The sequence below is a fragment of the Gluconobacter cadivus genome, from assembly GCF_015244745.1.
GTDB lineage: Bacteria > Pseudomonadota > Alphaproteobacteria > Acetobacterales > Acetobacteraceae > Gluconobacter > Gluconobacter cadivus.
The window spans coordinates 1-25,911 of sequence record NZ_JABCQI010000002.1; the positions used below are offsets into that span (position 1 = coordinate 1).

The 25,911-nt window shown below is 51.4% G+C and carries 23 protein-coding genes, 1 tRNA gene and 1 pseudogene; 18 read left to right on the top strand and 7 right to left on the bottom strand.

The window, feature by feature from the left end; all coding sequences use genetic code 11:
• Positions 1–269: 269 nt before the first annotated feature.
• The gene (locus tag HKD28_RS02915) at positions 270–704 is read right to left on the bottom strand and encodes a hypothetical protein (protein WP_099287713.1); all 435 of its coding nucleotides are present in this window, start codon (positions 702–704) and stop codon (positions 270–272) included.
• Between the two features lie 77 nt (positions 705–781).
• Positions 782–1,060: a hypothetical protein gene (locus tag HKD28_RS02920; RefSeq protein WP_062027183.1), complete on the bottom strand. Its 279-nt coding sequence runs from the start codon at positions 1,058–1,060 to the stop codon at positions 782–784.
• Positions 1,061–1,146: 86 nt separating this feature from the next.
• Here HKD28_RS02920 and HKD28_RS02925 point away from each other — a divergent pair, with 86 nt between their 5' ends.
• The 11 genes from HKD28_RS02925 to HKD28_RS02975 all read left to right on the top strand — a co-directional run bounded on the left by HKD28_RS02925 (position 1,147) and on the right by HKD28_RS02975 (position 12,974).
• Positions 1,147–2,319, top strand: coding sequence for an ABC transporter ATP-binding protein (locus HKD28_RS02925; protein ID WP_194266819.1), 1,173 nt, complete (start codon positions 1,147–1,149; stop codon positions 2,317–2,319).
• 168 nt (positions 2,320–2,487) lie between these two features.
• Entirely contained in the window at positions 2,488–3,525 is a 1,038-nt protein-coding gene (locus HKD28_RS02930; protein ID WP_228125674.1) for an extracellular solute-binding protein, read from the top strand.
• Positions 3,525–3,929: a hypothetical protein gene (locus HKD28_RS02935; protein ID WP_235993265.1), complete on the top strand. Its 405-nt coding sequence runs from the start codon at positions 3,525–3,527 to the stop codon at positions 3,927–3,929. Before HKD28_RS02930 ends, HKD28_RS02935 begins: the two co-directional genes overlap by 1 nt.
• Positions 3,926–4,417 carry a YcgN family cysteine cluster protein gene (locus HKD28_RS02940; RefSeq protein ID WP_194266820.1) on the top strand — a complete coding sequence of 164 codons (492 nt, stop codon included), beginning with the start codon at positions 3,926–3,928 and terminating at the stop codon, positions 4,415–4,417. Before HKD28_RS02935 ends, HKD28_RS02940 begins: the two co-directional genes overlap by 4 nt.
• A gap of 5 nt (positions 4,418–4,422) precedes the next feature.
• Positions 4,423–5,106, top strand: coding sequence for a M48 family metallopeptidase (locus HKD28_RS02945; protein ID WP_194266821.1), 684 nt, complete (start codon positions 4,423–4,425; stop codon positions 5,104–5,106).
• Between the two features lie 7 nt (positions 5,107–5,113).
• Positions 5,114–5,199 (top strand) — tRNA-Leu (locus HKD28_RS02950).
• A 34-nt stretch (positions 5,200–5,233) separates the two neighbouring features.
• Complete coding sequence (locus HKD28_RS02955; protein WP_235993266.1) at positions 5,234–6,997, top strand: site-specific integrase; 1,764 nt, start codon at positions 5,234–5,236, stop codon at positions 6,995–6,997.
• 606 nt (positions 6,998–7,603) lie between these two features.
• Positions 7,604–8,773: an SIR2 family protein gene (locus HKD28_RS02960; protein ID WP_207728839.1), complete on the top strand. Its 1,170-nt coding sequence runs from the start codon at positions 7,604–7,606 to the stop codon at positions 8,771–8,773.
• A 1-nt stretch (position 8,774) separates the two neighbouring features.
• Positions 8,775–10,805 (top strand): ATP-binding protein, encoded by a 2,031-nt coding sequence (locus HKD28_RS02965; protein ID WP_194266823.1) that lies wholly within the window; start codon positions 8,775–8,777, stop codon positions 10,803–10,805.
• Positions 10,798–11,697, top strand: coding sequence for a 3'-5' exonuclease (locus HKD28_RS02970; RefSeq protein WP_194266824.1), 900 nt, complete (start codon positions 10,798–10,800; stop codon positions 11,695–11,697). The genes HKD28_RS02965 and HKD28_RS02970 overlap by 8 nt, the downstream gene beginning before the upstream one ends.
• A gap of 251 nt (positions 11,698–11,948) precedes the next feature.
• Positions 11,949–12,974 (top strand): hypothetical protein, encoded by a 1,026-nt coding sequence (locus tag HKD28_RS02975; protein ID WP_194266825.1) that lies wholly within the window; start codon positions 11,949–11,951, stop codon positions 12,972–12,974.
• Positions 12,975–13,282: 308 nt separating this feature from the next.
• On the opposite strand, the gene HKD28_RS02980 is transcribed toward HKD28_RS02975, so the two are convergent.
• Positions 13,283–13,864, bottom strand: a complete 582-nt coding sequence (locus HKD28_RS02980) for a recombinase family protein (protein ID WP_235993267.1) — start codon at positions 13,862–13,864, stop codon at positions 13,283–13,285.
• Between the two features lie 119 nt (positions 13,865–13,983).
• Between HKD28_RS02980 and HKD28_RS02985 the strand changes: the two genes are divergently transcribed.
• Positions 13,984–15,168 carry an acyltransferase family protein gene (locus tag HKD28_RS02985; RefSeq protein ID WP_235993268.1) on the top strand — a complete coding sequence of 395 codons (1,185 nt, stop codon included), beginning with the start codon at positions 13,984–13,986 and terminating at the stop codon, positions 15,166–15,168.
• 24 nt (positions 15,169–15,192) lie between these two features.
• Here HKD28_RS02985 and HKD28_RS02990 read toward each other — a convergent pair whose 3' ends face one another.
• Positions 15,193–15,756, bottom strand: coding sequence for a recombinase family protein (locus HKD28_RS02990; RefSeq protein WP_194266827.1), 564 nt, complete (start codon positions 15,754–15,756; stop codon positions 15,193–15,195).
• A 202-nt stretch (positions 15,757–15,958) separates the two neighbouring features.
• Here HKD28_RS02990 and HKD28_RS02995 point away from each other — a divergent pair, with 202 nt between their 5' ends.
• The 3 genes from HKD28_RS02995 to HKD28_RS15635 all read left to right on the top strand — a co-directional run bounded on the left by HKD28_RS02995 (position 15,959) and on the right by HKD28_RS15635 (position 18,669).
• Complete coding sequence (locus tag HKD28_RS02995) at positions 15,959–16,312, top strand: helix-turn-helix domain-containing protein (protein WP_194266828.1); 354 nt, start codon at positions 15,959–15,961, stop codon at positions 16,310–16,312.
• A gap of 164 nt (positions 16,313–16,476) precedes the next feature.
• Positions 16,477–16,899, top strand: a complete 423-nt coding sequence (locus HKD28_RS03000; protein ID WP_194266829.1) for a plasmid mobilization protein — start codon at positions 16,477–16,479, stop codon at positions 16,897–16,899.
• A 21-nt stretch (positions 16,900–16,920) separates the two neighbouring features.
• Complete coding sequence (locus HKD28_RS15635; RefSeq protein WP_235993270.1) at positions 16,921–18,669, top strand: hypothetical protein; 1,749 nt, start codon at positions 16,921–16,923, stop codon at positions 18,667–18,669.
• 11 nt (positions 18,670–18,680) lie between these two features.
• Here HKD28_RS15635 and HKD28_RS15640 read toward each other — a convergent pair.
• A pseudogene (locus tag HKD28_RS15640) lies at positions 18,681–18,923 on the bottom strand (IS481 family transposase); the annotation flags it as partial.
• 109 nt (positions 18,924–19,032) lie between these two features.
• On the opposite strand from HKD28_RS15640, the gene HKD28_RS03010 reads away from it, so the two are divergent.
• Both HKD28_RS03010 and HKD28_RS03015 read left to right on the top strand, forming a co-directional pair.
• On the top strand, positions 19,033–20,244 hold the full coding sequence (locus tag HKD28_RS03010; protein ID WP_194266830.1) for a DUF262 domain-containing protein: 1,212 nt from the start codon (positions 19,033–19,035) through the stop codon (positions 20,242–20,244).
• Positions 20,241–20,756 (top strand): HEPN domain-containing protein, encoded by a 516-nt coding sequence (locus HKD28_RS03015; RefSeq protein WP_194266831.1) that lies wholly within the window; start codon positions 20,241–20,243, stop codon positions 20,754–20,756. The genes HKD28_RS03010 and HKD28_RS03015 overlap by 4 nt, the downstream gene beginning before the upstream one ends.
• Before the next feature lie 107 nt (positions 20,757–20,863).
• On the opposite strand, the gene HKD28_RS03020 is transcribed toward HKD28_RS03015, so the two are convergent.
• Together HKD28_RS03020 and HKD28_RS03025 are read right to left on the bottom strand one after the other, a co-directional pair.
• Positions 20,864–22,060: an MvaI/BcnI family restriction endonuclease gene (locus HKD28_RS03020; protein WP_194266832.1), complete on the bottom strand. Its 1,197-nt coding sequence runs from the start codon at positions 22,058–22,060 to the stop codon at positions 20,864–20,866.
• Positions 22,044–23,426 (bottom strand): DNA cytosine methyltransferase, encoded by a 1,383-nt coding sequence (locus HKD28_RS03025; protein ID WP_194266833.1) that lies wholly within the window; start codon positions 23,424–23,426, stop codon positions 22,044–22,046. Before HKD28_RS03025 ends, HKD28_RS03020 begins: the two co-directional genes overlap by 17 nt.
• A 592-nt stretch (positions 23,427–24,018) precedes the next feature.
• Between HKD28_RS03025 and HKD28_RS03030 the strand changes: the two genes are divergently transcribed.
• Positions 24,019–25,668 (top strand): tyrosine-type recombinase/integrase, encoded by a 1,650-nt coding sequence (locus tag HKD28_RS03030; RefSeq protein WP_194266834.1) that lies wholly within the window; start codon positions 24,019–24,021, stop codon positions 25,666–25,668.
• Positions 25,669–25,911 lie beyond the last annotated feature (243 nt).

A 25,911-nucleotide genomic window follows, 5' to 3' on the forward strand; every position in this document is an offset into this window, starting at 1 on the left:
CGTCACAAAGACCGCCGCTACGGCATAAATGGAAAGCGGAGCAACGAAAACGCCAAACAGGTTAACTTCAGCCAGCATCAGAAACCAGCTCCAGCGTCAACCACCAGACTGTCAAACGCCAGACTATAAGACAACTCGCCCACAACGCTCCTCAATCAAACACACCGAGTCCCCCTCAAATAATGAGGGGGTTGTGTTCTGGAGACGTGCTTACGCCATTACGCTGGGGCTGACTATATGGCTTTGGCCAATATCAGCCACAAAATGTCTTATTTCCGAAGACCGAGGATATTACGCACCAGATCCAGTATACGCCTGAACGTGAAACGCCCGGCGGGACCAAAAACAACGCCTGTCAGGGCCGCCATGGCAACGGACTGCTTGAGCTGTGCCAGCTTGCGATCACGACGGATGCGCGCCTCAATTGCGACAGGGTCCGGAATGGAGCGGGCCGCCAGAAGTCCGAAGATCAGGACGAACAGAAGGTCCACACCCATGACGCAGAGCGCAGAGGCCACATACCCCAGTCCGACCACGTCAATAAAGAATGCCCACAGGAACCCGTGAAACGAGATCGCCGCGAACATCAGAAAGACTGCAGCGACAACACCGTAAGCGACTCTGCGGCCGATTCGCATGGCAGAGCGGGAAAGGATCTGTCCCTGGGCAGCAAGGACGTCCTGTCCGAGTTCAATGGGCTTCATGGGAAATCGTTTGCCTCTTCTTCAGGACGGAGCCGGACGCAATGCCGTCCGTCTCCTGCCTGGAAAGAACCGGGCTGTTACTTGGAGAAACGGCCGGCAAGGAAACCGACAACGGCCGAAATCAGGACGGCTGCGATCGGACGCGCCCGCACACGCGTCGAAACATTTTCAATTTCATGATCCGTGATTTTGCGGGCATTTGCAACGGCATGATCCGTACGGTCCGCTGCGTCGAGCAGGGCGGGATTGATGCGGTTGTTCAGGAGTTCCTGCAACTGGGTCCGCAGACCGTCGATCTGAGCCTGCGTGGTCTCGGTTGCAACTTCAATGTTATCCTTGACGCTTTTACGGCTCATGTTCAAACCCCTTCTTCAGTATCAGGTCAGATCCGTTCTGGCCTGATTTTGTTTCGCTCATAACGGTCCATTCTCCCAGAGGTTGCATGTCAGGCCTGTCAGGCGCTCCCCGCATGGCTCCCAAGCAGAGGAGCACTCGCCCCTCCCGCCCCAAAGCCGTCGTGCAGCCCGTGCTGGATATTGTCGGCCTGCGTGCAGCCATCGATGCACCGCCCGTCGATCTGTCGCTCCTGCCGGGAGCGACTCTAACCCTTTTCGGCAACCAGCCTGCGGCCCTGTCGCGCCTTCTGGACGTACTGGCAGGATTCCTGCCCCATCTGGGCGGCACCATCATGGTCAATGGCGACGATGTGACGTCCCGGCCGCCCGCAGAAAGGCGCATGCGGATCGTGAGTCTGCGGGACCCGCTGTTTCCGCATCTGAACCTGCGCGACAATATCGCCTTCAGCCTGCGCGCAAACGGCAAAGGTAAAACGGAGGCCCAGGCCGCCGCCGGGCGGATGATCTCGCTCATGGGACTGGATGGTCATGCCGACCTGCGCCCGGCTGAACTGAATGCTGAACAGTCGCTGCGCGTCAGACTGGCGCGCGCCCTGATCGCGTCGCCTGAGGTTCTGCTTCTGGATGACCCGCTTCACGCGCTCGATCCACATGCCGCACGCCGCATTTCGATCCTGCTGGGCACCCTCTCCCGCGCCCTGAACCTCAGCGTCATCCATGCCGTCTCACGGCGCGAGGATGCCCTGCGCTCCGGCGGTGCCATCGCGGTTTTTCAGGATAATGTACTTTTGCAGTGCGCTGACGCAGCCCGTCTCTATGACCGTCCCGCCTGCGTTGAAGTCGCAACCCTTTTCGGCGAGACAAACACGTTGACAGGGCAGATTCTGGACATTGGCGATGACGTGGCCCGCGTGCATCTCGCCTGCGGAGGGATTGTAGATGCCATGGTTTCCGAAGATCTGAGCGAGGGGCAGGAATGTCTTGTCTGCGTTCGCCCGGACCGGATATCGCCGTTTTTTGGCCCCCAGAGTCTTGGCATGGATGACGATGGGGACATCCCCGTGCGGGGCGTGCTGACCGACAGTACCCATCTCGGCGACCATATCCGCATGCGCGTCCGCTGTGCGGAAGGGACGGAAATCGAACTGCGCCGCCCCCCGCTTCAGGCCCAGAAAATCCCGGCATCGGGCACCTCCGTACAGCTTGCCTGGCCTGCTGCTCATGCGACAGCCTTTCCGCTGAGTGCCGGGATGTATTAAACTACGCCCGTTCTGTCCGAGTGTAATCGGACAGCCCCTTTCGGACACCTGAATTTTTCTGAGGATCCTCTCGTTCTGACCCGGCCCGCCTTCCCTTTGCGACATGTCTTTTGGACATCTGGTCGGATCTCCCGCAGGAGCCTTCCGCTTCGGGCGTCTTTGTGCGCGTTGCTGATTCTGTCATCGCTAAATTCGACAGTGCAGGCCGCCTCGCCCCATCAGAGCGGTGGTATCGGCACGTTTCTGACGTCTGTCGGGCGCGACATTACATCCGTTTTCGTGCCCGCACCGGCCTCCGCCCATGGGCACAGACGCGTTCGCCACGTTCGCAAACCCGTCCATCGTCCAGAACCCGGCTTCGGTGTTCCGCAAGGAACGATCGCAGCGCACGCCCTGACTTCCGCCAACACCGCGCTGCCTCTGGTAGAATGGGACGGTAAGACCAGCACCCTCCAGACTGCGATGCAGGCAGCAAAACCCGCATGGATGGCCGTCCTCGTCACCGGGACGCAATTGGCTCAGTCCTGTGAAGGCAAATGGGTTCGTCCGATAGATAACACTTCCACCTGCGGCATTCCCGGAGGCGTGAGCGACATCGCCCTCACCTGGGATCGCTCACGGCTGACAGCAGCCCCAAACTGGCAGGATTTCTGGGATGTGGCCCGCCATCCGGGACGACGGGGGTTGCATTTTGGCGCCCGGACAACACTGGAAATCGCTTTGCTGGCTGACGGCGTTGCGCCACAGAATATCTATGCAACGCTTTCGACGCCAACCGGCGTGGAGCGTGCGTTCCGCAGACTGGACTTGCTGCGCCCCTATATCGTGTGGTGGGAAACACCGGCCGATGCCGCCCGCATCATGGAACAGAGCGGCGCCCTTATGCTGAGCGCACCCGCCACTGAAGTCACCAGCGTGAGTGCGCGCGCTCCATCCGGCCCGGCGACATCACTGTTCGTTGCCGGAACACAGAATGTGCTCCGCTCGCCCCTTTTCTGGGCCATTCCCATTAATGTTTCCGCCGAAAGCGCCCACCGGGCCCTTGAGCAACTCCGGATGCACGCGCCTCATCTGGAAGACATGCCTACGCCCGTTCCCCCAGAAGCGGCTCCTACGTTCCTGACGGTCAGCGATACGTTCTGGTCCCTGCATGGCGACGCGCTCGAACAGCAGTTCGCAGCACATTTCGCTCCCCGGACGCCCTGATGGCCCTCGCGCTCCGCCTTAATCTTCCCTCGATTCTGACAGGGCTTCTGGGAGCCTGTGCGCTGATCGCACTCCTCATGCGCGTTCTTCCAGCTTCCGTTCTGCGCCGTCTGGGACTGATCCTGCTTCTGCCCGGACCGGGGCTGGCCCTTGCAATGGCCAGTCTTCATTCTGCTCCGGGATGGCTCGAAGGACTACTCATCGCCCCCGCAGTCGCTTTTCCCATTGGGGCAACTCTTTTGACTCTTCCTCCCGGCACGACCCGCGCCGCCATCGGTCTGGGAGCAGATCTGCCGACACGCCTGCGCCTGATCTGGTTTCCGCTTCTGTTGCCATCCGTTGTTCTTTCTCTTCTTCTGGCGACCGCTTTCTGCGTCGCCTGTGCCCTGCTGGACCATCCATGACGTCTTCCTCCGCGCCTTTCTGGCAAACCGTTCCTTTGGATCAGATGTCCTCCGAGCAGTGGGAATCCCTCTGCGACGGTTGCGGTCGCTGCTGCCTCAACAAACTGCGCGACGAAGATACGGAAGAGGTGATTTACACTGACGTTGCCTGCCGCCTTCTCGACACCCATACCTGCCGTTGCACCGACTACGCCGACCGCCACCGTAAGGTCCCCGACTGCGTGACCCTGACCCCTGCACTTCTGGCCGAAATCGACTGGCTTCCGCCCAGTTGCTCTTATCGCCTGCTACGCGACGGCTTTGATCTCCCCGACTGGCACCCGCTGCGCACGGGCAACGACAAAGGCGTCCACAGTTCCGGTGCATCCGTTCAGGACCGCTGCATCAGCGAACGTCGCGCTGGCCCACTGGAAGACCATCTGGAAGACTGGCCCGGCGAATGGCCGGACCGCTCGCCGCTGTGTCAGGTCCTGAAACGCAAGGGCTGACATCCATGGTCCCCCCGACCGTTCCACTGATCTGGAAGCGTTCGGCACGGGCCAAACGCATCACCCTGCGGATCGAACCAGTCCGCGGCGAAGTCATCGTCACGGTTCCCCAGACTGTCACCAAAGACCGAGCACTGGCTTTTGTTCACCAACAGACGGAATGGATCGCAAGAGCCCTTGCGGCATTGCCGGAAAAGCCCGCACTGACAGACGGTTCTCACGTCATGATCGACGGGCACCACGTTCCGATTCTTCATGACCCCATGGCCAGACGTGGATGCTGGCTTGATACAGACGGGCTCCACGTGAGCGGAGATGCTTCCCATACAACCCGTCGCGTCCGCGATTTTCTTCAGATTCTGGCAAAAGAACGTCTGACCCAGACACTTCAGGCCCATTCCGAAACAATGACTCTGTATCCCACACGTCTCGACCTGCGTGAGGTCCGAACGCGCTGGGGAAGCTGCACGAAACAGGGCCGGATCATGCTCAGCTGGCGCCTGCTGATGGCGCCAGTTCCAATACAGAATTATGTTATTATCCACGAACTGGCGCACCTGAAACACTTCAACCATGGCTCCGACTTCTGGGCTCTGGTGGACAGTTTTATTCCCGAAGGACGCATTGGACGTCTTGCAGCGGAACGCTGGTTGAGAGAAAACGGTACCGCTCTTCTGCGCGCAGCATGAGAGCTGTGCGAGCTTGGCGGAATGGTAGACGCACGAGACTTAAAATCTCGAGTCCGCAAGGACGTGCGGGTTCGAGTCCCGCAGCTCGCACCACATAACTCTCTGATTTCATTGAAAATTCGAGGGTATGACCCGCAATCTGCGGGTTGGTTCTCCAAAGCTCTTCTCCAAAATCTGGAGAAACTTCGTGCTCAAGCAAGTCGGTTCACGATTCCACTTCCGCCGTGTCGTTCCCGCGGCACTTCGTCCGATTCTCGGAAAAAGTGAGATCTGGATCTCGCTGGGAACAGCAGGCAAAGTTGAAGCCCGACGTCGCGCAGCGGAGCTGCATGCCCAAACGACTGATGTTTTCAGAGGACTTCGCAGCGTGAGCCGTTCCAAACCACCTTCTGAAACCTCCCTGCCCTCTCCGAACGAGAGTGCAGATTTCATGAAGAAACACGGCTTCAAAACCAAAGACGACGTCTATCGGGCTTTGCTGGATAAATACCAAAACATGCTCGCAACGCAGGAGACCATTCGAAAGAATGACGTCTCGTCAGCGGAGATGGCCGGACAAATCAGATACTACAAAAGCACGATGCAACACGCTCACGACGTCCGGGCTTTGAGCGCAGGCATCGAAAAAATTATTGCGGTCGCGCTCGACAGCCAAAATCACATGACGGCAATGACGCGAAAACTGATCGAGGCCTCCAATATCAGCGCCGCTGAGAAGAAAGGTCTTGAGAACGAAATCAAGCGTCTTCATGAGACGCTCTTGAGTACATTCACAAAAGCGCTCGATGGTCGGAGCACTGCAACCGAGACCTCAGCGCCTGCGACCAATGAAACTGACACAAAGCCCAAAAAGGGCGTAGCAACACCGAAGACACGGCCCGCCATTTTACTCACTGAGGCGCTCAACCGCTTTTTGAACAGCAAGCCTGCGAAAAGCCTCGAAACTCAGAGAGACACCAGCAGAACCGTAGCGCTTTTCATTGAGGCTTTTGGTGACAAGTCCATTCGCGAGATTAATGGCAAAGTCGCCGGTGATTTCAGGGATGTCCTGTTTTCTCTCCCAGCCTCACACGGCAAAACCAAGAACCTGTCCCTGCAAGACGAAATCGAAAGAGCGGCCTCTCAGGATGTGTCGACGCTGAGCGCAAAGACTGTGAAGAACCACTTCATGCGCCTCTCCTCTTTGTGGAACGACCTCCTGCGCCGAGACATGGTTGAGAAGAATCCCTGGGGCAATTGGGACTTCAATCTGACCAAGAAGACCTCACGTCGTGCCTGGACAGCAGAGGAGATGAGTAAACTTCTGCAAACGCCTTGGCCCTTGTGCAGTATTCCTGCTGATACCTTCAAAGGCATCACGATGATTGCCGCTTATAGCGGGATGCGCTTGGGAGAAATCTGCAATCTGCGCAATGGGGACATTGAGACTATTGATGGCGTTCTATGCTTCCGCATTTGTGCTCATCCTGAAGACAACTGGTCTCCCAAAACTGAGGCCGGAGAACGTCTTGTTCCTATCCACTCCGCTTTGCTTGATTGGGGTATTCTGAATTTCCAGAACGCAGGCGAGAAATATCTCTTCTCTGAGTTGAAGATATCAACGGATGGCAATCGTGGTGCTGACTTCAGTCGGGCGTTTTCACGCTACAAAACAATGATGGAGCTTCCCCCAGCGGTCACGTTTCACGGGTTCCGGCATACTGTCTCGACGCTTTTACGAAACCAGAACAGCGATATCCGGGAGCTTTGGATTGATGCGTTGCTGGGACATGAGGCCAGCCATAAAAGTCAGGGAGCGACGACGTACCTCAGCGGCATTGAGATGCAGAACCTGAAGAGGACGGTCGAAGCAATTCAGTATCCCGCCTTCAACCTTCCCCCGCTTGGATGATGACTCAAATGTCTCTTACTCTATCCCACCGCAAAACCCACGTCATACAAAGTACCATTTAGGAGATAATTTCTTATTGTGGGTAGAACAGAAGACCTTCTGCTTTCGCCTCATATTGGACACACATACGGTTAGGAAAGTTTCCCAAAGCCGACCTGCATCATCCAACGCTCTTCTAGCGATTACGGATAGTTGAATTGCTTACGCATTCAACCGCTTGAGGTTCAAATATCATCAGGCGGTCTGTTCCGGAACAAGTCGAGAATTATGTCTACGTTACAGCCCGCTTCGGTGGACCAATCTGCTCTTTGAGTTCAAGAGTATCAAGCGGGCGGCGTTAGTTTATCGGGAAATATTCTCTGAAATTGCTCTGAATAAAAATGCGGAATACCTTAGGTCAAGAACTGAGGAGCGAATTTGCGATGCACCTGATTATGTTTCTGATGGCGAGTTTGCGTGCTGATGGTCCCCATGGCAGATAACATTCCGAGCTCTCCGCCTCCTCCGCCACGCACATTTCAATTTATCCGGTCGTCCGATGTGCCTGCGCCTCCCCTGATTTGGGGTAAGGACGAGGAGCTAGTTCGCAAGGCTATCGGAGAAGCAATGAACGCCCGCAACGTAGCCTTCTTACTAGGTGCCGGCTGCTCGTCGATGTGGGTAGACGGCAAGGAATGCGGCATTCCGACTATGGCCCCGTTGGCCAAGACTTTTTGTACGCACCCAACAATCGAACTTGATGAGAACTTAGATCAGGTTGAACCACCGAAGTGGGCGCTCGTCGCAGATGACGTAGAGTTCCTCGGTAGGTTGGGGGCAAAACTCAAAGGAACAGAATACGAGAAAAACCTTGAGCGGCTAATGGAGCTTCTGCACAGCCTTCGTTTCGTCTTTGCACGGAGCGACCTCGCCAAGCATGTCGAGCAGAAGGCCAAAATCGAGAGTTTGATCGCCAAAGTGCAGAATTTTCTGTGGGAGCACTGCACCGATGGCGCATTCGCCCACGGCGATGGTTCGGTCCTCGCGCTCTACGAGTCATTCTATCGCAAGCTGGTGATGCGCGATCGCTCGCTTCCTAGGCCCTGGGTGTTCACGACCAATTACGATCTCTTCAACGAGCGGGCGATGGACCGGCTCGGCGTGCCCTATGCCAATGGCTTTTCCGGGGTTGTAGAGCGTCGCTTCAATCCGGCAACCTTTCGATATGCTCTTGCTGAACAGCTTGACCTGTCCAACCGGAAGTGGACTGCTGTCGATAGCTTTATCTATCTCTGCAAGCTCCATGGATCGATCAGCTGGACAGAGGATGACCATGGTCTATTTCCCATCCGGGAGACTGTGCCTCAGGACGTCCCCGGCAAGGTCATGATCTACCCGACCCCGGCGAAACAGAATTCGAGCCTAGGGTCGCCATACGCTGATCTTTTCAGGGAGTTCCAATCACGAATAGTCCGCGAGCAGAGCGTGCTGATCACAGCTGGCTTCGCGTTTGGTGACGAGCACCTCAACAATATCATCTACCAAGCGCTCACCATTCCAACCTTCAGGCTGATTGTTTTTGCAGATCCGGCTTCGACGGGAGAGATCGCCAAGCTCATTGCCCTGAAGGATCCCCGCATCTGGATCATCGGAGGGGAAGGACCTATCGAAGGTTCACGAGCTCACTATTTCGATACCATCGTCGAGTATTTCCTACCACAAAGGCCTGCTGAGCGGATCGATGACGCAGTGAGGCTTGTGCTGGAGACGTTCGGTCGTAAGTCTGGGGAGGTATAAAATGGGATCTGACGACCACCAGCGGGCAATTGGCAAGGTTACCTCGGTTTCAGCAGACCGGTTCGTTATCGAGATGCTTGGAGGAACCGATAATTTCACGGTGGTCGGCTTCGACGACGTGCACTATGTCGCCCGTCTTGGCTCATTTTTGATGATCCCGGCACAGTCGGAATACGTCGTGGCCGAGATTGTCGGCTTGCGTGAGAAGGATATGGCCAGCGACGGGGCTGGACAGTTCGACAAGGCAAACTCGGCGAAATACCTCGACGTTGTCCCAGTCGGGATGTTGCCTGCTTCTGGAGAAGGCAAGTTCAGGTTCGGTGTGTCTATCTTCCCGTCGCTTTATGCCGACGCGCTCTATGCGCTCGACGGAGAGTTGGATCGCATCTTTGACACAGAGACCGTCGCTGTTGCTTCGATCGGCTTTGAAGGGGCGGGCTGCGTGCCCTCCGATGCGACGCGCTTCCGTAATCTCGGCATAGGCCAGTCGGTGGTGTTCGAAGATTACAAGGTCAAGGTCAGGATCGACGACTTTTTCGGCGGTCATGTTGCGGTGTTGGGCAATACGGGTAGCGGAAAATCCTGCACTGTGGCCTCTGTTCTTCAGTCGCTGTTTGAGAAGCCTGACGAGCACCGTGCCCGCGGTGCCACTTTCGTTGTATTCGACGTTAATGGTGAATATCATCAGGCGTTCGGCGAGCTTCCAAACAAAACGGATATCAGTGTGAACCGCCTCATTCTTGACGGGACTGCGGGGGCAGGCCGTTTCCGCCTTCCCCACTGGTATCTCGACGTCTCCGAATGGGAACTGCTACTGCAGGCGAGCGAAAGGACGCAGGTGCCAATCCTGCGCATGGCGTTGGGGCTAGCAACATTGTTTGGCACTGCCAGCTCAACTCAGCACAGTAATATTCGCAATCATATCTTGGCGAGCTGCATCACTCTCATTTTGCGTGACGAAACATCGCCAGGAGCAAAAAATACCCGCATTCGCGGCATTCTGCAGCGGTTCCAGACCGCACAGATAACACTCAAAAAGCTATTGCCGATGATAAGCATCAAGTTCGGCAACATGGAGAAATTAGACGAAGCATATGAATTTTTGACCGGAGACGACAGCAATCCGGGATTCATCATGTCGGATTTCAAATTGCCGGATTATGATGGCACCCCATTTGATTTTTCAGCCCTCGGTGACGCCATTGACCTAGCGCTGCTCTACGAAGAGGCCCATGGAAATCGCCAGATCCGTGACTACTGTTCACAGATGGTCACGCGTTTCAAGGCGTTGGAAGATCGCGCTGACTACGAATTTCTGAGGCATGAGGCTGCCACCGCTGGCGACCGTGAAATCTTTCTCGCGACGTTGCTTGGTCTTTCGCCGTTGGCTGGCGGTGGACTAACTAAGTCGGCCCAAATTGTCATCATCGACATGAATGCTGTCGAGGACGAGGTCGTCGAACTGGTGAGCGCCGTCATCGCACGCATGGTGCTTCGGCTCTTGCGCCAGGCCGAACCGCGTAACCGCTTCCCAGTCCATCTCCTTCTAGAAGAGGCACACCGTTACGTCGCCTCGACGCCCTCAAAACATGCGGTCGATGCCAGTCGGATTTTTGAGCGCATCTCTAAGGAAGGCCGAAAATATGGTCTCTTCCTGCTCGTGGCTTCACAGAGGCCGAGCGAACTGTCGAAAACTGTGCTGTCTCAGTGTTCGAATTTCGTTGTCCATCGGATCCAGAACCCTGACGATCTTTCCCAAATCAGGCAAATGACGCCCTTCATCTCGGACAGCGTCCTTCGACGGTTGCCCTCGTTGCCCAAGCAGCACGCGCTGGTGTTCGGAAATTCGGTCAATCTGCCGACGACCTTCAAGGTACGCCGTGCCGACCCGCTGCCCGCCAGCGATGATGCCAAGATCGTTGACTTGTGGTTCCATGAAGCGGGGCGCCCCACCTCGTTTTGCCTGTCTCCGCCACTCCCTCTGCCCCCGCTTCCACTATCTCCCGCCAATCCGGTGAATAACGATGGATAGCGCCTCTGCTGCGGAAATGATCGCTAAGCTTGAGGCGAACGGCGACTACAGGGTGCTTCGTCGCCTTCGCCCCGCTAAAACGTTGAGAGAGGCCCCGTTGGGCACCCGACGCGCTATTCTGGCGGATGTAGAGACCACCGGTCTGGACTGTGAGAAGGATGAGATCATTGAACTTGCAATGGTCCCCTTTTTCTACACCCATTTCGGCGAAATTGTCGGTATAGGCGCTCCGTTCGAAGGCCTCAGGCAACCTGCCAAGCCGATTTTAAGTGAAGTAACCAAGCTGACGGGAATCGATAATGCGATGGTGGAAGGGAAGGTCATCAACCCGGACGAGGTCGCGGCGTTTGCCGGAACCAGCCTTGTCGTTGCCCATAACGCGGCGTTCGACCGACGCTTCCTTGAGCGCTTCTGTCATGCATTTGCGGAAAATCCGTGGGCATGTTCCATGAGCGAAGTAAAGTGGCGCGACGAGGGCTTCGAAAGCTCCAAGCTCGCCTTTCTCGCAATGAGCAGCGGCTTTTACTATAGCAAACACAGGGCTGTCCACGACTGCTACGCGACGATCGAACTTCTTTCACGCCCCCTCCCGGTGAGTGGTGAGCAAACGTTCTCGGCCTTGCTCGTTTCAGCCAGGGGGAAGACCATACGGTGTTGGGCGGAAGGTTCTCCTTTCGACGCGAAGGATATTCTTAAACAGCGCGGATATCGCTGGAGCGGTGGGGAGGACGGCACGCCGCGCGCATGGTGGATCGATGTCCCCGACACAGACTTTCCAGCTGAAAAGGCATTCTTGTGTGCCGAGATATATAAGCGCGATGCGACGTTTCCGACCGCGGAGATCACGGCATTCAACAGGTATTCCGAACGAGTTAAGCCGGTGACACGATGAGGGCGATCTATAAATCGCTCCGCTTTACCCAAGGTCTCCAAGTCTACTGTGGCTGGGATGTCCACTCCCGCCTTCAAATCAGACGTAAGAGTGTCGATACGCCCTTCCTAAAACTGAACATAACTCCACGAACAGCAAAGCCTAGCTTTCGCCATTTGCTATGAATGCAAGAAAAATATGGTATCTCGTATTCATAGTGGTCTTAACTAAGTTAGGTCGCAAAATACCTTAATAATTATCGGAGACAATAAATGAGCCAATCAGAAGAGTTAAATTATATTTATATGATAATTAGTTCAATCAATGATGTTCATGATGAATCTACTGAAATATTTACTCTTCCAAAGGGGAGGGTATTACTTCATTGGGAACGAGATGAATCTTTTAGAGCTTGTGCTAGATTTGAAAAAAAAGGATGTACAGTCAGTACCGATGAATACAGTATAGTAATAAATTATGGAGTCATTGATAGGCTGCGTAGTTTTATGGATGTATTTAATCAATTCAGATCAGATCATTTGTTCAAGGCGCAATTTCTTTCTGCTTATGAGCGCGTTAGTGAAGATATTTTCTCACCAAACATGAATAAAACCTATATTGAAGAAAGACTGGTAAAACTTTGCTCTATGTGGATATACTATCATGAACTATCACACATTGTTCAAGGCCATCGCCAAGTAGCAAAAGAATTACATAGTGAAAACTGCGAAGAAATGAACATTTTTTATGAAGCTCCCAATATTGCAGAAACGAATGCTATTGATAGATATCTCTTTGAATTTTCTGCAGATCGTGAAGCTTGTATAAGAATAATTCCATTTTTAAAAAGTACAGATAAAGATGAAATTATATATAAACGCGATATATGGATTTTTATAGTTGGGATGCATCAAACTTTTGAGATGTTTAATGAAAATTATAATATTGAATTACGAGAAATTAAAGGTTCTCATCCGCATCCGGCGATTAGGTTGAAGTTGATAGTAAAATATATTATTGAATCGATCAAAGTTTTTGCCAGAGATCTGTGGGCAGAGAGTGAAGAAGAAATTAATGAGTTAGTAAACAGTGCCATTTATATGGCTGAATCATGTAGAAAATCTCCCTACAATGGTAAAATTTCTAAGATGAATATATTTGAAAAAGTCGACAAGGATGACTATGCAAAATCACTATATAATAGACTACAGGAAATAAATAAGGCTATAAATAAAAACTATTTTGGATGCTGGAATTTTTCTAGATTTCAAGTAAATAGCCCTGAAGATTTTTGTTAAATTCATAATTTGATGTGTAAACATTTTCGTTTTTCGTTCGTGAAATTTATTGTTTCTATATTTTATAATATCTCCTATAAATTGCAATTATCATTGCAAATATGCTACTCAGTTAAGAAATCTTCAGTCAGTAGCCAAAAGTGTCGGCTAAAAAAAATTACTCGTATAGCCGACATCCCGTTTACCCGCCATCACATTGCCTTCTGCTCTAGCAACCTGACTACCTCATCGGCGTTGAAGTGTCCCGAAACCGGTCATTTGCGGAATGCTGTCAATGACCGGGGAAGGGAGAGCACAAGGACTGTCCCTCAACTCCGGGTATTGGAACAGTGCAGGCCGCAGTGAACCGTCCTCCAGACGGTCGTGCGGCTGACCCGGAAAATTCCTGCAATTTCTCCCAGTGACCGTCCAGAAGCGCTCAGTTCCTTGACATGTTTCTTCTGCCGAACAGTCAGAACAGGCGGTCGCCCGAGCTGTTTTCCGGCCAACCGGATAGCTGCAAGCCCCGCCCTTGTGCGTTCGCGAATGAGCTCCCGCTCAAACTGAGCAAAGCCTGCGAGAATGGTCAGGAACAGCTGACCATTCGGGGTGCCCGTCTCAATCCCGATATTGAGAATACGCACTCGAACGCGTCGCTCAGTCAGGTCGCTCACCAACCCCATCACGTCAAGGGTGTTACGGCCGAGCCTGTCCAGACACGCCACAACCAGACTGTCCCCTTCCTTGAGGCGGCTCAGCAGACTGGAGAGGCCTGAACGACTGGCAGCCGGAACGCTGCCGGACACCGTATCAAAAACGATATCGGTCACGCCTTCCTTTTGAAGGGCTGCGACTTGCCCATCGCAAACCTGGTCTCCTGTCGAGACCCGTGCATAGCCATACCGCGTCATCGCCTCTGTCCTCCCGGCATTCCGGAACAGGGTTTCGAAACAGCAGGGCCCATTTTCCCCGCGCTGTCCCAAAACCGACGGATTGTGAAACGCAGGTCAGGTCAACACAGGCATGCGGTATGTTTTCTTCGGGCGAATGCTTCACTCCTCTTGAGGCGGACACCGTTCGAAAGGGCCGCAACACATCGGTGCGCGCAAACACCCGTATCGTTGCTCTGGATGGCCTGCGAGGCATTGCCTGTCTGATGGTCGTCTGTTCGCATTTCTTCTGTGATACGTTTGGGCAGACCGCTGCCCTGATGGACACCCCCCTTATCAAGGCCGTGTTTGATGGCAATCTGGCGGTCGCAGTGTTCTTCATCATTTCAGGAGACGCCCTCAGCTCTGGCTTTCTGAGAAAACGGAACGCTGCGTCCATTCTCAGACCAGCCATTAAGCGATATCCGCGACTGGTTGTTCCAACCCTGCTCTCAACAGCCTTCCTCTTCCTGTTGATACGCCTACATCTCGTCTATGAAATCCCCACTCAGGATATTTTAGGAAGCAAATGGCTTTTCCACTGGATTAACGAAGACATCACCCTCGTTGATGTCCTGCGTTTTTCATTTCTGGACGTCTTTCTCAAAAACAGGGCCCATTATTTCAACCCCTTCCTGTGGACGATGCATTACGAAGCCATAGGCTCCATCGTCATTTTCCTGATGCTCGCACTTCTGCATCTCAACAGGAAAGCCTTGCCTGTTTTGTTGGCGCTAACCCTTCTGGTCTTCCATGACGGCAAATCCGTCGTCTTTCTGCTGTGCTTTCTTTTCGGTGCCTTTCTGGCGTTTCTACGAACATCGGGAAACATGAGTCGATTTGAAAGGACAGCAGCCTCCAGCGTCCTTTTTCTATCCGCTCTGCCGGTTCTGTTCGTGCTGAGTCTGGTCTTTCCACATGCTTATTTCCACGCGGGATTGTCCCTTATCAAAGCGCCTCTCTTTACATTGGCGTTTTTGGGGAATGCTCAGGGACGGCGTTTTCTGGAAACACGCGGCATTCAGTTCCTCGGAGAAATCTCTTTCCCGTTATTCCTGTTCCAATATTCGGTTCTGATTTCCGTCACGAGCTTTCTTATCGTGACCTATTATCCCCTTCATCACACCGTTGAGATGGCATGCTTCATTGCGACATCCGGTGTTCTGCTCAGCATGATACTGGCAACTGTAACCAGCCCCATGGAAAAGCTGACAAAATCCATATGCAATATCGTCTATGAGAACGCGATGCGTCTGCTGCAAGACGGCGCCGCAATCCGGGAGTGAGACGTGCTGTCGCCTCTTCGTGTTTTACAGCGACGCCTCTTGGACAACGCGATGTACGGTGGTCCGCCCGACACGAAACACGGCGGCAATGGTTCTGAGTGACGCCCCTTCCTGTGCCATTTTCCGAATATACCGACGCTGTGTCGATGTCAGACATGGCGGCCGTCCAATGCGTTTGCCTGCCGCCCGAGCTGCTGCGATGCCAGCCTGCGTTCTTTCACGGATAAGTTCACGTTCAAATTCGGCCATTGCCATCAGAATGGTCAGAAACAGACGTCCATTCGAGGTCCCTGTTTCTATTCCCAAATTCAGGATGCGCAGACGGATATTGCGTTGGTCCAGCACTCTGACCAGTTCGAGAACGTCGACTGTATCACGCCCCAGGCGGTCCAGTTTAGCAATGGTCAGGCTATCGCCTGACGTCAGCCTTTTGAGAAGAGCAGAGAGTGCCGGACGGCTATGAGCAGGCACAGAACCGGAAACCGTTTCTACAACGATGTTTTCCACGCCTTCATTCGTAAGAGCCAGAATTTGCGGGTCCGTCGTCTGGGCCTCCGTGGAAACCCGTGCATATCCGTATCGCGCCATCGCATTCTCCTAACGGAGCACTTTATATCGTCATATATGGACTAAAGTAAACATATATGGACTCACATAGATACAAGAAGCACCCAAAAAGCTCGGAAAAAACAGTGCAGGATTTTTCTAGACGTTTGTCGAAACCTACGTTTTTGGTGCAGCATGCAGACAAATACGTCGTCCTTCTTTTGTCTTCGGGGTTAAGCTTTCCATGTCTCTATTGGCGTCACAGTGCCGGGCCGCCCGGGCTATGCTGGGCTTCTCACAACGAGACCTGGCGAAACACGCAGAGGTCGCTCACCGGACGATTGCTGATTTTGAGACGGGGTCGCGGACGCCTCATCCTCGAACCCTGAAAGCCATCCGGGAGACTTTAGAGAAACACGGCGTGGTGTTCATTAACGCTGACCCAGCAGCTCCTGAAGCGTTGGGAGCTGGGGTCAGGTTAAAGGCTGTCGAAGTGACACCGTCCAAATCCTCTGATGAAGTTTCTGGACTCTCTTCTGAAGATTTAGAGCAGTGGTGGGACGAGTTAACGCCAGATAACAACGGTCACAAAACATGAAAACCATGTAATACTTCAGTTTTATTAGGCATCGGCTCTCGGGATTACCTATAACTCTTCAGAGGTTATTCTGTCTTCAGCCAGCAGTGTCGAATGGCTACCCATTCGACAGCTGGCAAGGGGGAGTACCTCCCCCGTTGACCCCCACAGAACAGGATACCGCCATGCCTTGCACGCCTTCCCGACCAGCGCCGTCGTCCCCTCCTCGTACGTCTCGTCTCTCCATCAGAGCCCACCCCGCTGAACTCGACGTGTGGGCCAGAGCAGCCCAACGGCATGGCCATGCGACCACGGCTCATTACGTTCGGTTGCTGCTGCAAGAGCATGCGATGACAGGGCAGCAGACGTCAGAGCTCGGTCCTGAACTTCGCCTCCTGCGCCTCGAGCTCAGCCGCATCGGCAATAACCTCAATCAACTTGCCCATGCAGCTCATTGCGGAGAGTCGGTTCGCTGCGGTGACGTTCTCGATGCCATTGAGACGACCAAAGACCGCACGGACCGCTTGCTCCGCTCTTTACATCTACCGCGTCGTCGACGCTTTCTCTCTCAGGCTGACGCCCAGATGGCAGGCCCGGTCTTGCACTGAAAGCGATGCAGGTGCCTCGCTATGATTGTGCAAGAGACACGTATCAAGACGTCGAGCGGCCATAAGACTGTCTCTCGACATGTTCTTGCAGGTGCAAAGAATGAAGCCATCCTTGTTTTATCCGGTAGTGATTACCTCCTCAAAGACTGGATGAAAGAAGCGAAACGCGAGGGTATCCGCTATGGCCTGCGGCATATTGCCTTCAATCCAGCAGAACCTATGACGGATGAACAGCTGGCGTCTTTTGCGGAGCGCATCTGTGCAGAGCTATCTGCTGATCCTGGCCGTATGACTCTCGTCATCCATCAGAAGGACGGCCGCACACATGGCCATCTTCTCCTGCCAGAGTGGCAAGACGACCATGTTCTCAGCAGTCGTTTTTCTTGGCAACGGCTTGAGAAAATTGCTCGAGTTGAGGAAATCCAACTGGGTCATGCTTTGGTCGCTGGACGGCATGATCACGCCATTGCAAAGGCCCTGAGGGCAGAAGGCAATCACGACGATGCGGACAGGATTGCGGCATTGGCCCCTCAAGATGGAGCAGCCCGCCCGGTTGCAGCCTATACATCACAAGCTCGCAGGATAACGGAGCGGCAAGATTTTGACCTTCCGACAGCGAGACGGGAAATCCTGAGCTTTTGGCAAGCCTCGGACAATGACCTGACAACCTTTCGAAATCTGTTGGTGACAAAGAGCTGGCATATGAGATCAGGAGATCGCACAGACGGGCGTCGGGATGCCCATATCATTGAGACTCAGGATGGAATGCTGATCGGTTCCTTCACACGGCTGACGAAAGTCAGGATGAAGGACTTTCGGGAGCTTTTGGAGAAAGAAGGCTCAACGGCAAAGAATAGAAGAAAACCCTTAAAGCTCTCGCCTCCATCCAAAGCAGCAAAAACACCTGAACCCTCTTCTCGCCCAGAAGATGCACAGATCATCCCGCTGAAGCGTACAGGTCACAAGCCTAAAATCTTGTCTTGGAGTAAGCCGGATCGTTTGCCCGACGGCTTCCGTCGTTATCTCGAGGACTGGCAGAAAGACTTCAGAGCTTCTCAGGCAATCTTGAAGAAAAAGCATCCGCTGGAGAACAAGATGTTTCTATCGGTCGACGAGCAGGCCGATCTTTTGATGAGAGATATCGCCACGTTACGGCGAAAGCTGAATACAGCAGGCCAAGAATTTGTAGCTGCCCGAGAACGCCTTAATGAGGCACGCGCCCTGCGATGGCAGGTCTTCCAGAAAAAACGTCTCTCACAAGATGAAGAACGACTACGACAGGCCGCAGCTAATCTGGGAGAGATCCTGCGCTATCTCCTCGAATACATTCTCTACCGTCTTGGCTTAACGACGCACCCACCAGCTGCACTGGAACTGCCTGTTCCTGATGAGCGAGAGCAAGCAAAACGTGCTGTTCTTCATGCCCGTCATCACATGCTGGCCATCTTGAGCGATAAGGACAAATGTCGGGATCTTCTGAAAGAATACGCGCGGGCAGCAGAACAAAAGCGGCGTAAAATCATCTTGGACTGGTATGCGGACCATCAACCCGTACGACAGGCGGCAGAGCAGCGGATGGAGCGACTGCGCGATGTGTGGCAACCGCCTGCTTCAGTATCAAAGGCGACCAAAGCCTCCATCACAGCGCATAAACGGAGAGGCGACTTACAAGGAGCACTCAAAGCGCTGGAGCAGGATCGAAGCCGAGGGGAGCTTATACCCCATCCGCTGCCAAACTCTCAAAGGCTCTCTCCTGCGCCTTCCTCGTAGCCCGAGGTGTTCTAATTGTTTGGCTCTGGATTTTGATGGGTTGGATTGATGATGAATCTTTCTGGCTCTGAAGTCCATATTTTGCAGACGCCTTCGTAAGGGGTGAAGCCGTTCACAGTCTTGAGTCTTCGCCCGAAGTTATAGGCTGCCATGAAATCGCTGAGGTACGTTCTTAACTGCCCATGGCTGTCGCAATGGAAACGCTCGAAGGTTGCCTCCTTGATTGTTCGGTTCATCTGCTTAACCTGACCGCGGCGTAAGACACATTTAACGAAAATAATATCAAATGACTTATTTACTTAATATACAATAATATGATATTTGTTTTTCAAGAGTCTTTTAAAATATTTTGGATTATTAAAAATGCACAATGACAAAGATGACATTGAAGACACAGAAATTAAAGACGATAATAGTGAGGCAGAAACAGAGAACGGTTATCGTTTCGAGGTAAGCAGCTATGGCTGGGATGTAGATGTAGAAGGTCTCGTGAAACGCCTTAACCGCGAGGATATCTACGTACCTGGATTTCAACGGGGCTTTGTTTGGTCCAATGCTGAAAAATCACGTTTCATCGAATCTCTTATTCTTGGGCTGCCCGTTCCAACAATATTTCTCGCGAAAGATTCTGAGACAAGCAAGTTAAATATTATCGATGGTCAGCAAAGACTTAAAACGCTTCAATCCTATTTAAATGGAGAGTTTTCTCTCTCTGGAGTGGATATACCACAAGATTTAAAAAATAAATACCATAGTAAGCGCAGAGATATTTATAATAAAAAAGCAAAAATTATAGACCAATCCGATGAGCGTACGCTATCCGATGCCGTAATTCATGCCGTAGTAATCAAACCCAACCCAAAACACGACGATAAAGAACTTGGAAAAGAATACAATGCAGCAATTATTCAAATATTTAAGAGGTTAAACACGAGTGGAAAAGCTCTAACTGCTCAGGAAGTAAGGGCAAGCATTTTCCACGGTAATCTTTTAACAACGATACAAAACATTAACGATTATGAAGATTGGCGAGCTCTATTTGGTAACGTTCATAGTCGCATGAAAGACCAAGAGGCCATACTAAGAGCGATTGCTCTTTATAAAAACGGATCGAACTATAAAGCAAGTATGCCAAAATTTTTAGACACATTCATAAGCGATAATAGAAATATTCCACAAGACGAATGCAGAAATATTGAAGTTATTTTCAAATCATCAGTAAGTATGATCAGAGAAAGCTTAGGAGATTCCGCATTAAAGACTGGTGGAACTTTCATAATAACTCGTTTTGATGCTCTTGTTGTATCCTTAATGTCAATTTTGGGTGATAAAATTTATAAGGATATTCAAGAAGCCACAGATCAAGCAAAAGAAATACTCGGGAAGCAATCTATTAAAGAAAAATTGCAAAATCTTCACAAGGACACGCGAGGGCTAAATGATAAAGGCGAAGAAATTTCAAGTCTTCCAGATAATCAAAAAGGTTATTTGTGGTCTGTAGATAAATTCACAAACGATACCAATCGTGTTTCAGTGCGTCTTCGGGTTTCTTTGGAAGAATTCTTAAAAAAATGAGTATATCTTCAAATGCATTGCGCCATAGTTACCGTGCACGCCTTGAAGCGTTGGCCCAAAAAAGTCCTTCTGATCCAGAAGAACAAGCCGACTGGGCAAAATACGTAAGTGTCTTGATATCAGGATATATCGAACAATCATTCAAAGAAATACTTCTCGAATTCGTTTCATCACATGAAATATCACGCCTAGATAAATATATATCAGACACCTGGCCAGAATCACGCAATATGAAAATAAGTAATATTGATTTTATTCTTAGATCCTTTGATTTGAGCTGGTCTGAGAAATTCAATAGGTGGATTGAAAGTAAAGAAAACTATAAAAGTGAAATAAATTCTTTGATATCTAGTCGCAATGATATTGCGCATGGAAAAGAAGCAAATACAACAAATGTTACGTTAAGAAGCATGCGATATAGACTGGCAATATCTTTAGAACTTATAGACGAGTTAGGAAGCATTATATGCGGAGGAAATGAAGAGTCGTTGATTGATGAGCTTGCCTCCTAATTTTAGGGAGGATAGAAATCCCTTTTTAGACAATTTTAGCGCGTATTAATATTTTGTTATTCCAAAGCACATGAAAAAAAGATTTTCTAAATCTCTTATATTGTCAGTTATAACAAAGCGTGAACACGCGGCGGGGGGAATAACGCTCCAAGGCTATCAGGACGAATTTTGAATAAATAACCGTGATCTCGTGCTCTAGTACCATTATAATGAAGGGCATAATCAACCGTAATAACCCCAGCTTCAATTAAAGCTGGCAGATTAGCAGTCATAGCTTTTTGGGTATGCTGAACTTCAACGTAATGAAACGCTTCCATGCTTCCTCGGCCCCGGCAAAATGCTTTTACCCAAAAAGTCTCTTGATGCTTAGCAGCTAAGTCATTTTTTAGAATCGGAATCTCCCAAGTAACGTCGTGCACACGTGCCCCACTTGAAGGGTCGACATAAACTTGTTTTAGCCAATCGCACTCTGGATCAATTTCAAGGATTAATCCCAATGAGTTTGGCTCTGCTGCATCGAGTGTATGATACAGAGAACGACGGCCATTTTTGTCATCATAACCTCGCATGACTAGGAGGTTTTTAGCATTGCCAATAGGGCTAAGTTTCCAATTGGGAGCTTTAGAAAAAAGAGTAGAGCGATTAACTCCTGAGCCCGCTCTGCTACGTTTCGCCTTAATTTCTATTCCTTTGAAATCCGGTGCCTTACGCGAGTTCGCAGAAATGCCGAGTAGGGTCTCTAGCGTATAGCCAACTCCAGTATCCCCAGACCTCAGCGTCTTTACAAATCCTTGTTGCGAAATACCCCGCAGCAGCCCGAGAAGCTCTCCGGCCACAGAGGAGGGCAAAGTATATTGATCGACAATTTTTCTGAAAGGCGAATCGTCATTAGTAAGAGAGGACCGGACAGCACAATCACTCATATTCAGAATGTACATGACGCTGTCTAAAACAACGATAGCTAGAAGATTGTAAGCCACCGCATATGATCGCACAGAATGCCCAAGCCAAATCCGTGGGTCACCTCTTTTAGTTTCTGGGCGATACATCGAAACTGTGGTCTTCTCGAGCGAATTCTCTCTTACTAAAAAAGCTTCGCGCTGTATCTTGCAGCCTTGACCTTGCCCCTGCTGCCTAAAATCATGGTATTGGAGATTCGAAAGATATTGGCGCAAATTATCAGTCGCATCAAATATTGATTTTTCTAATCCTGTCTTAGTTGGGACCAACAAGGCAGATTCAACACCAATTTTTCCTAAAATCTCTAGCGCTTTTACTATAGAAAAATCACTTTTTTCTAACATTATTCAGTGCGCTTTCAATAATATATTTAAAGTTATTTCCAACACGCTCCGAGAGTCCAACAGGGACAGCATTCCCAATTTGGGTATACTTGGGGACTTCACGGTCAAAGAGGCCTTCTCTGGGATTGCCAGCGCGTCTAATGCCACCAGTAGTTCGCTTTCCCTCAAATCTGTACCAATCCGGGAAAAGCTGCAATCTAGCCCATTCTCGAACTGTTAGTACGCGCGATTGAGAGTAATGTACATAATCGTCCGGCATAGATGTTGCTGTTATCGTTGGGCGCCCGTTTCCCCATGTTGCTGGAAGAACTTTTTGCGCGAACTTTTTTGTACGTGCGTGCGCAGGGATCTCACCGTGCTCGATCATGTGCTTAAACTTTTGCACGATCCGCAGCGCATGTTTTGAGTATTCGTGGTCGGTGAGTTGGTTAGACCGCTCTTCATGAACTGGCGGAGGCTGACGCAACTTCTGTTGAATTGCAGTTTGCGGAGGTCTTGGATACTCAGTCGTTTGAAACTTACTACTTTTGAAGTCCTGTGTTTCAAGGCGCTGTTGCACGTCAAGATCGACGAGATCGCTCAGGAGCTCTTCTAAATCAGGCGCCTCTGACGGGTTTGGTTTTGGCAAAAAACCACACTGCACAGCGTCTAATTGATCCGCCCCGAGATCTACAGAAAAACTTTTCTCAACGATGTCGTCCCTTATCCCTACTAGCAGGACTCGGGGGCGGTTCTGTGGAACACCGTAATCGGAAGCGCGTACCAGAGTGAAGCGAACCTGATAACCTGGAATATCTTGGAATTCTCTTAGAACGTCTGGCCAAATTAATTCATCTCCTTCCCGTGTCCACTTAGAATTAAGCAAGCCACGGACATTTTCAAACAGGAAGATACGGGGGCGTAAACGACGAATAATTTGAGCCATTCGGCCGTATAGCTGATTCGATGGCAGGTCCTTTTTATCGACCGAATAAGAGCGACGATGACCAATCCCCGAATACCCTTGGCAAGGCGGTCCTCCAGCTAATAAATCTAAAGTTCCTCGTTCTACTCGAGGCTTTGAATCAGATTGTGTTTCGATCAACGTAGGAAATTCAATCCCAAGGGCTGATAAATCTGAGACCATCCGCTCCAATCTGTCACCTTGCAAGTCATTAGCATCATTGCAGTGTAGATGTTGTTGGTCTGCGAATGGTTTGCCCCCCACATCGTGGTGTCGGTTGGCAAGATAAGTTGCTAGTGCATCCTTGTTTAGCTCATTGACAAATACTGGAGTGAAACCAGCGTTCTCCATACCAAGCGATAGTCCGCCGCAACCGGCGAACAGATCGACCATCGAGAGCTTCGGAGGGGAGAGTGTGGGCATTTAAACGCTTTCCATAACTTCTCACGCTTTTTGCCTGGTTTGTGTATAGAAATCCAGGCTTGCAAGACAAAATTTACACGTTTTTCTGCTGCATGACGAAATCAGGAGAGGATGGCTGTTGGCTCTAAAAAAATTACAATGCGACGGTGTTATTCTGCCACCTTGACTCATGATCGATATCCAAAATGTCTATCAATCGTTTTATCTATAATTTGTGATTGATTGAAAAAATCTATCCACCACCCGACATGACCGATTATCACACACAAACCCGGAGCGACCCGCAGTGCCCCGGAACGATTTCAAAATTCGCCGCATCTTCCTTCACGCCAATATGGCTACCGCCACAGAACCCTTGACTAGCTTCAGTTTTTCTCCAAACCTGTTCTCCATAATGTTCACTGAGAAGAGCGTCATATCCGCAGTTTTCTGCTGGAATTGAGAGCCTCCCAACACACCAAAAATGTTGGGGAGCAGGTTCGAGTCCCGCAGCTCGCACCACTAACCTATTGAAAATACAGAGAAAAACGCACTTCGGCGTTAAAATGGGCGTTTGTCCCACAGTCTTTCCCAGAATGGGAAAGCTAGACGCATGCTGCGAATCGCCGGATCGCAATATTATTTTAGGCGTTCTGTTCCTCTGGACCTCCGGGCTTGGTTAGGTAGAGGCGAGGTCTCGCATCCCCTGAAAACGTCGAATAAGCTCCTGGCACGACAAAAGGCGGCCTTGCTCTATGCTCGTACCGGCCAGTGCTTTGAGGAGATTCGGCGGATGACAACAAAGCCAACATCAAAAGCCCTGACCGCCACTGATATCATCCGTTTTTACGAGCAGTTCGTGAAGGATTGGGAAAGCTATCACAATGTCCGTCTGAAAGAAGAAGAGGCCAAACATGAGGTCGAAATGGCTCAACAGGCGCTCCAGACGAAAGCGTACATGCAGCAAGTCGACAATTTTCTGGATGTCATTGCAGAGCATTTCGAACAGACCGACGCTTTCCTCACTGCCTTGAGTCAGACACAGGCACTGCATACGGCCGTCACGCAGACCCGCGAAGGGATGCTTCGTGAAGAAATCGCGGGCTTGCGCAAACTGGTCGTCGATATCAAAGCTTCAGGCAGCACTTTAACGACGGTGCCTGCCCTCTCTGACGAAGAGGGGCCGGAAAGCGAACCGCTTCAAGCCTTGCCGTCTCCGACTAAAGAAAACCGTAAAAAGGCCAAAGCCCAAACCATTAGCGCGATGGCTCAACGCTTTGTCCTCAATGATGCCAATAAGAGCGCTGACACGATAAAGGGAACGAAAACAACCCTCGACCTGTTCATCGAAGCGTTCGGAGATCTGCCTGTCAGCCAAGTGACTGGGACAACGGCTGGAGACTTTCACGATTTACTCCTCGGGCTCCCTGCGACACATGGAAAATCCAAAAACCGTCTGGCCATTCGAGACGCTGTGAAAGCAGCCAAAGAACAAGGGCTTGAAACGGTCAGCGGCAAGACTGTGAAGAACCACTTCTCCCGGCTATCGTCTCTCTGGTCCATGTTGGTTCAACGCGAAATCGTTGCCAGGAACCCGTGGTCGCAATGGTCTTTCAACACAACGAAAAAGACAGAACGACGCTGCTGGACCGATGAAGAACTAGCCCTGCTCACACCGGACCAGTGGGAGCATCGCGGCATTTCCCGTCGAACGTACGCGGGGATGGTCAATGTGGCCCTTTATACTGGCCTGAGACTCGGAGAAATCTGCAATCTGCGCGGCCAAGACATCGAGAATATCCAAGGTGTGGCGTGCTTCCATGTCCGCCCCCATCCAGAGGACGGCTGGTCTCCAAAATCTGCCGCAGGAACACGGCTCGTTCCCATCCACTCTCAGCTCATTAAGGCGGGTATCATGAGTTTTTTAAAGCCCGACCAGCACTTTCTCTTCCCGGACCTCCCGACATCAAGTGAAGGCGTCAGAGGCGCTGCTTTTGGGCAAGCGTTCTCAAAACTCAAAACCAAGCTCGACCTTCCAGCGGAAATCACGTTTCACAGCTTCCGGCACACAGTCTCAACGAAACTTCGCAATCAAAATGCGAACTTTCGAGAGTTATGGATTGATCGGGTGTTGGGACACGAAGCCTCGCACCGAAGCCAAGGAACGATGAACTACACCAGCTCAATCGATGTGCAGAACCTGAAAAGCGTTATCGAAGCTCTGGAATTCCCAACGTTCAGGTTAAACATTCCGGAGAGCTGACGGCGGTTATGGGGGGAAAGCGGAATGTCGGTTGTCGGGAAAGCCCGGCTGGAATCTGCCATTCGCAGCGTTCAAGTTCATGATGGTCTCCGACCCAATGCAGTCATTCGATGAACGCGTTGTAATGCCCAAAGCCGCCATTTTTGCGGGCGGCTTGACTCGCTATCTGAGTTACGTGTTGCGCCGAACCGACTCCATAGGTCTCCGGCAGTGATAGTTTAGAGTGGTGCGCCATGATTTTCG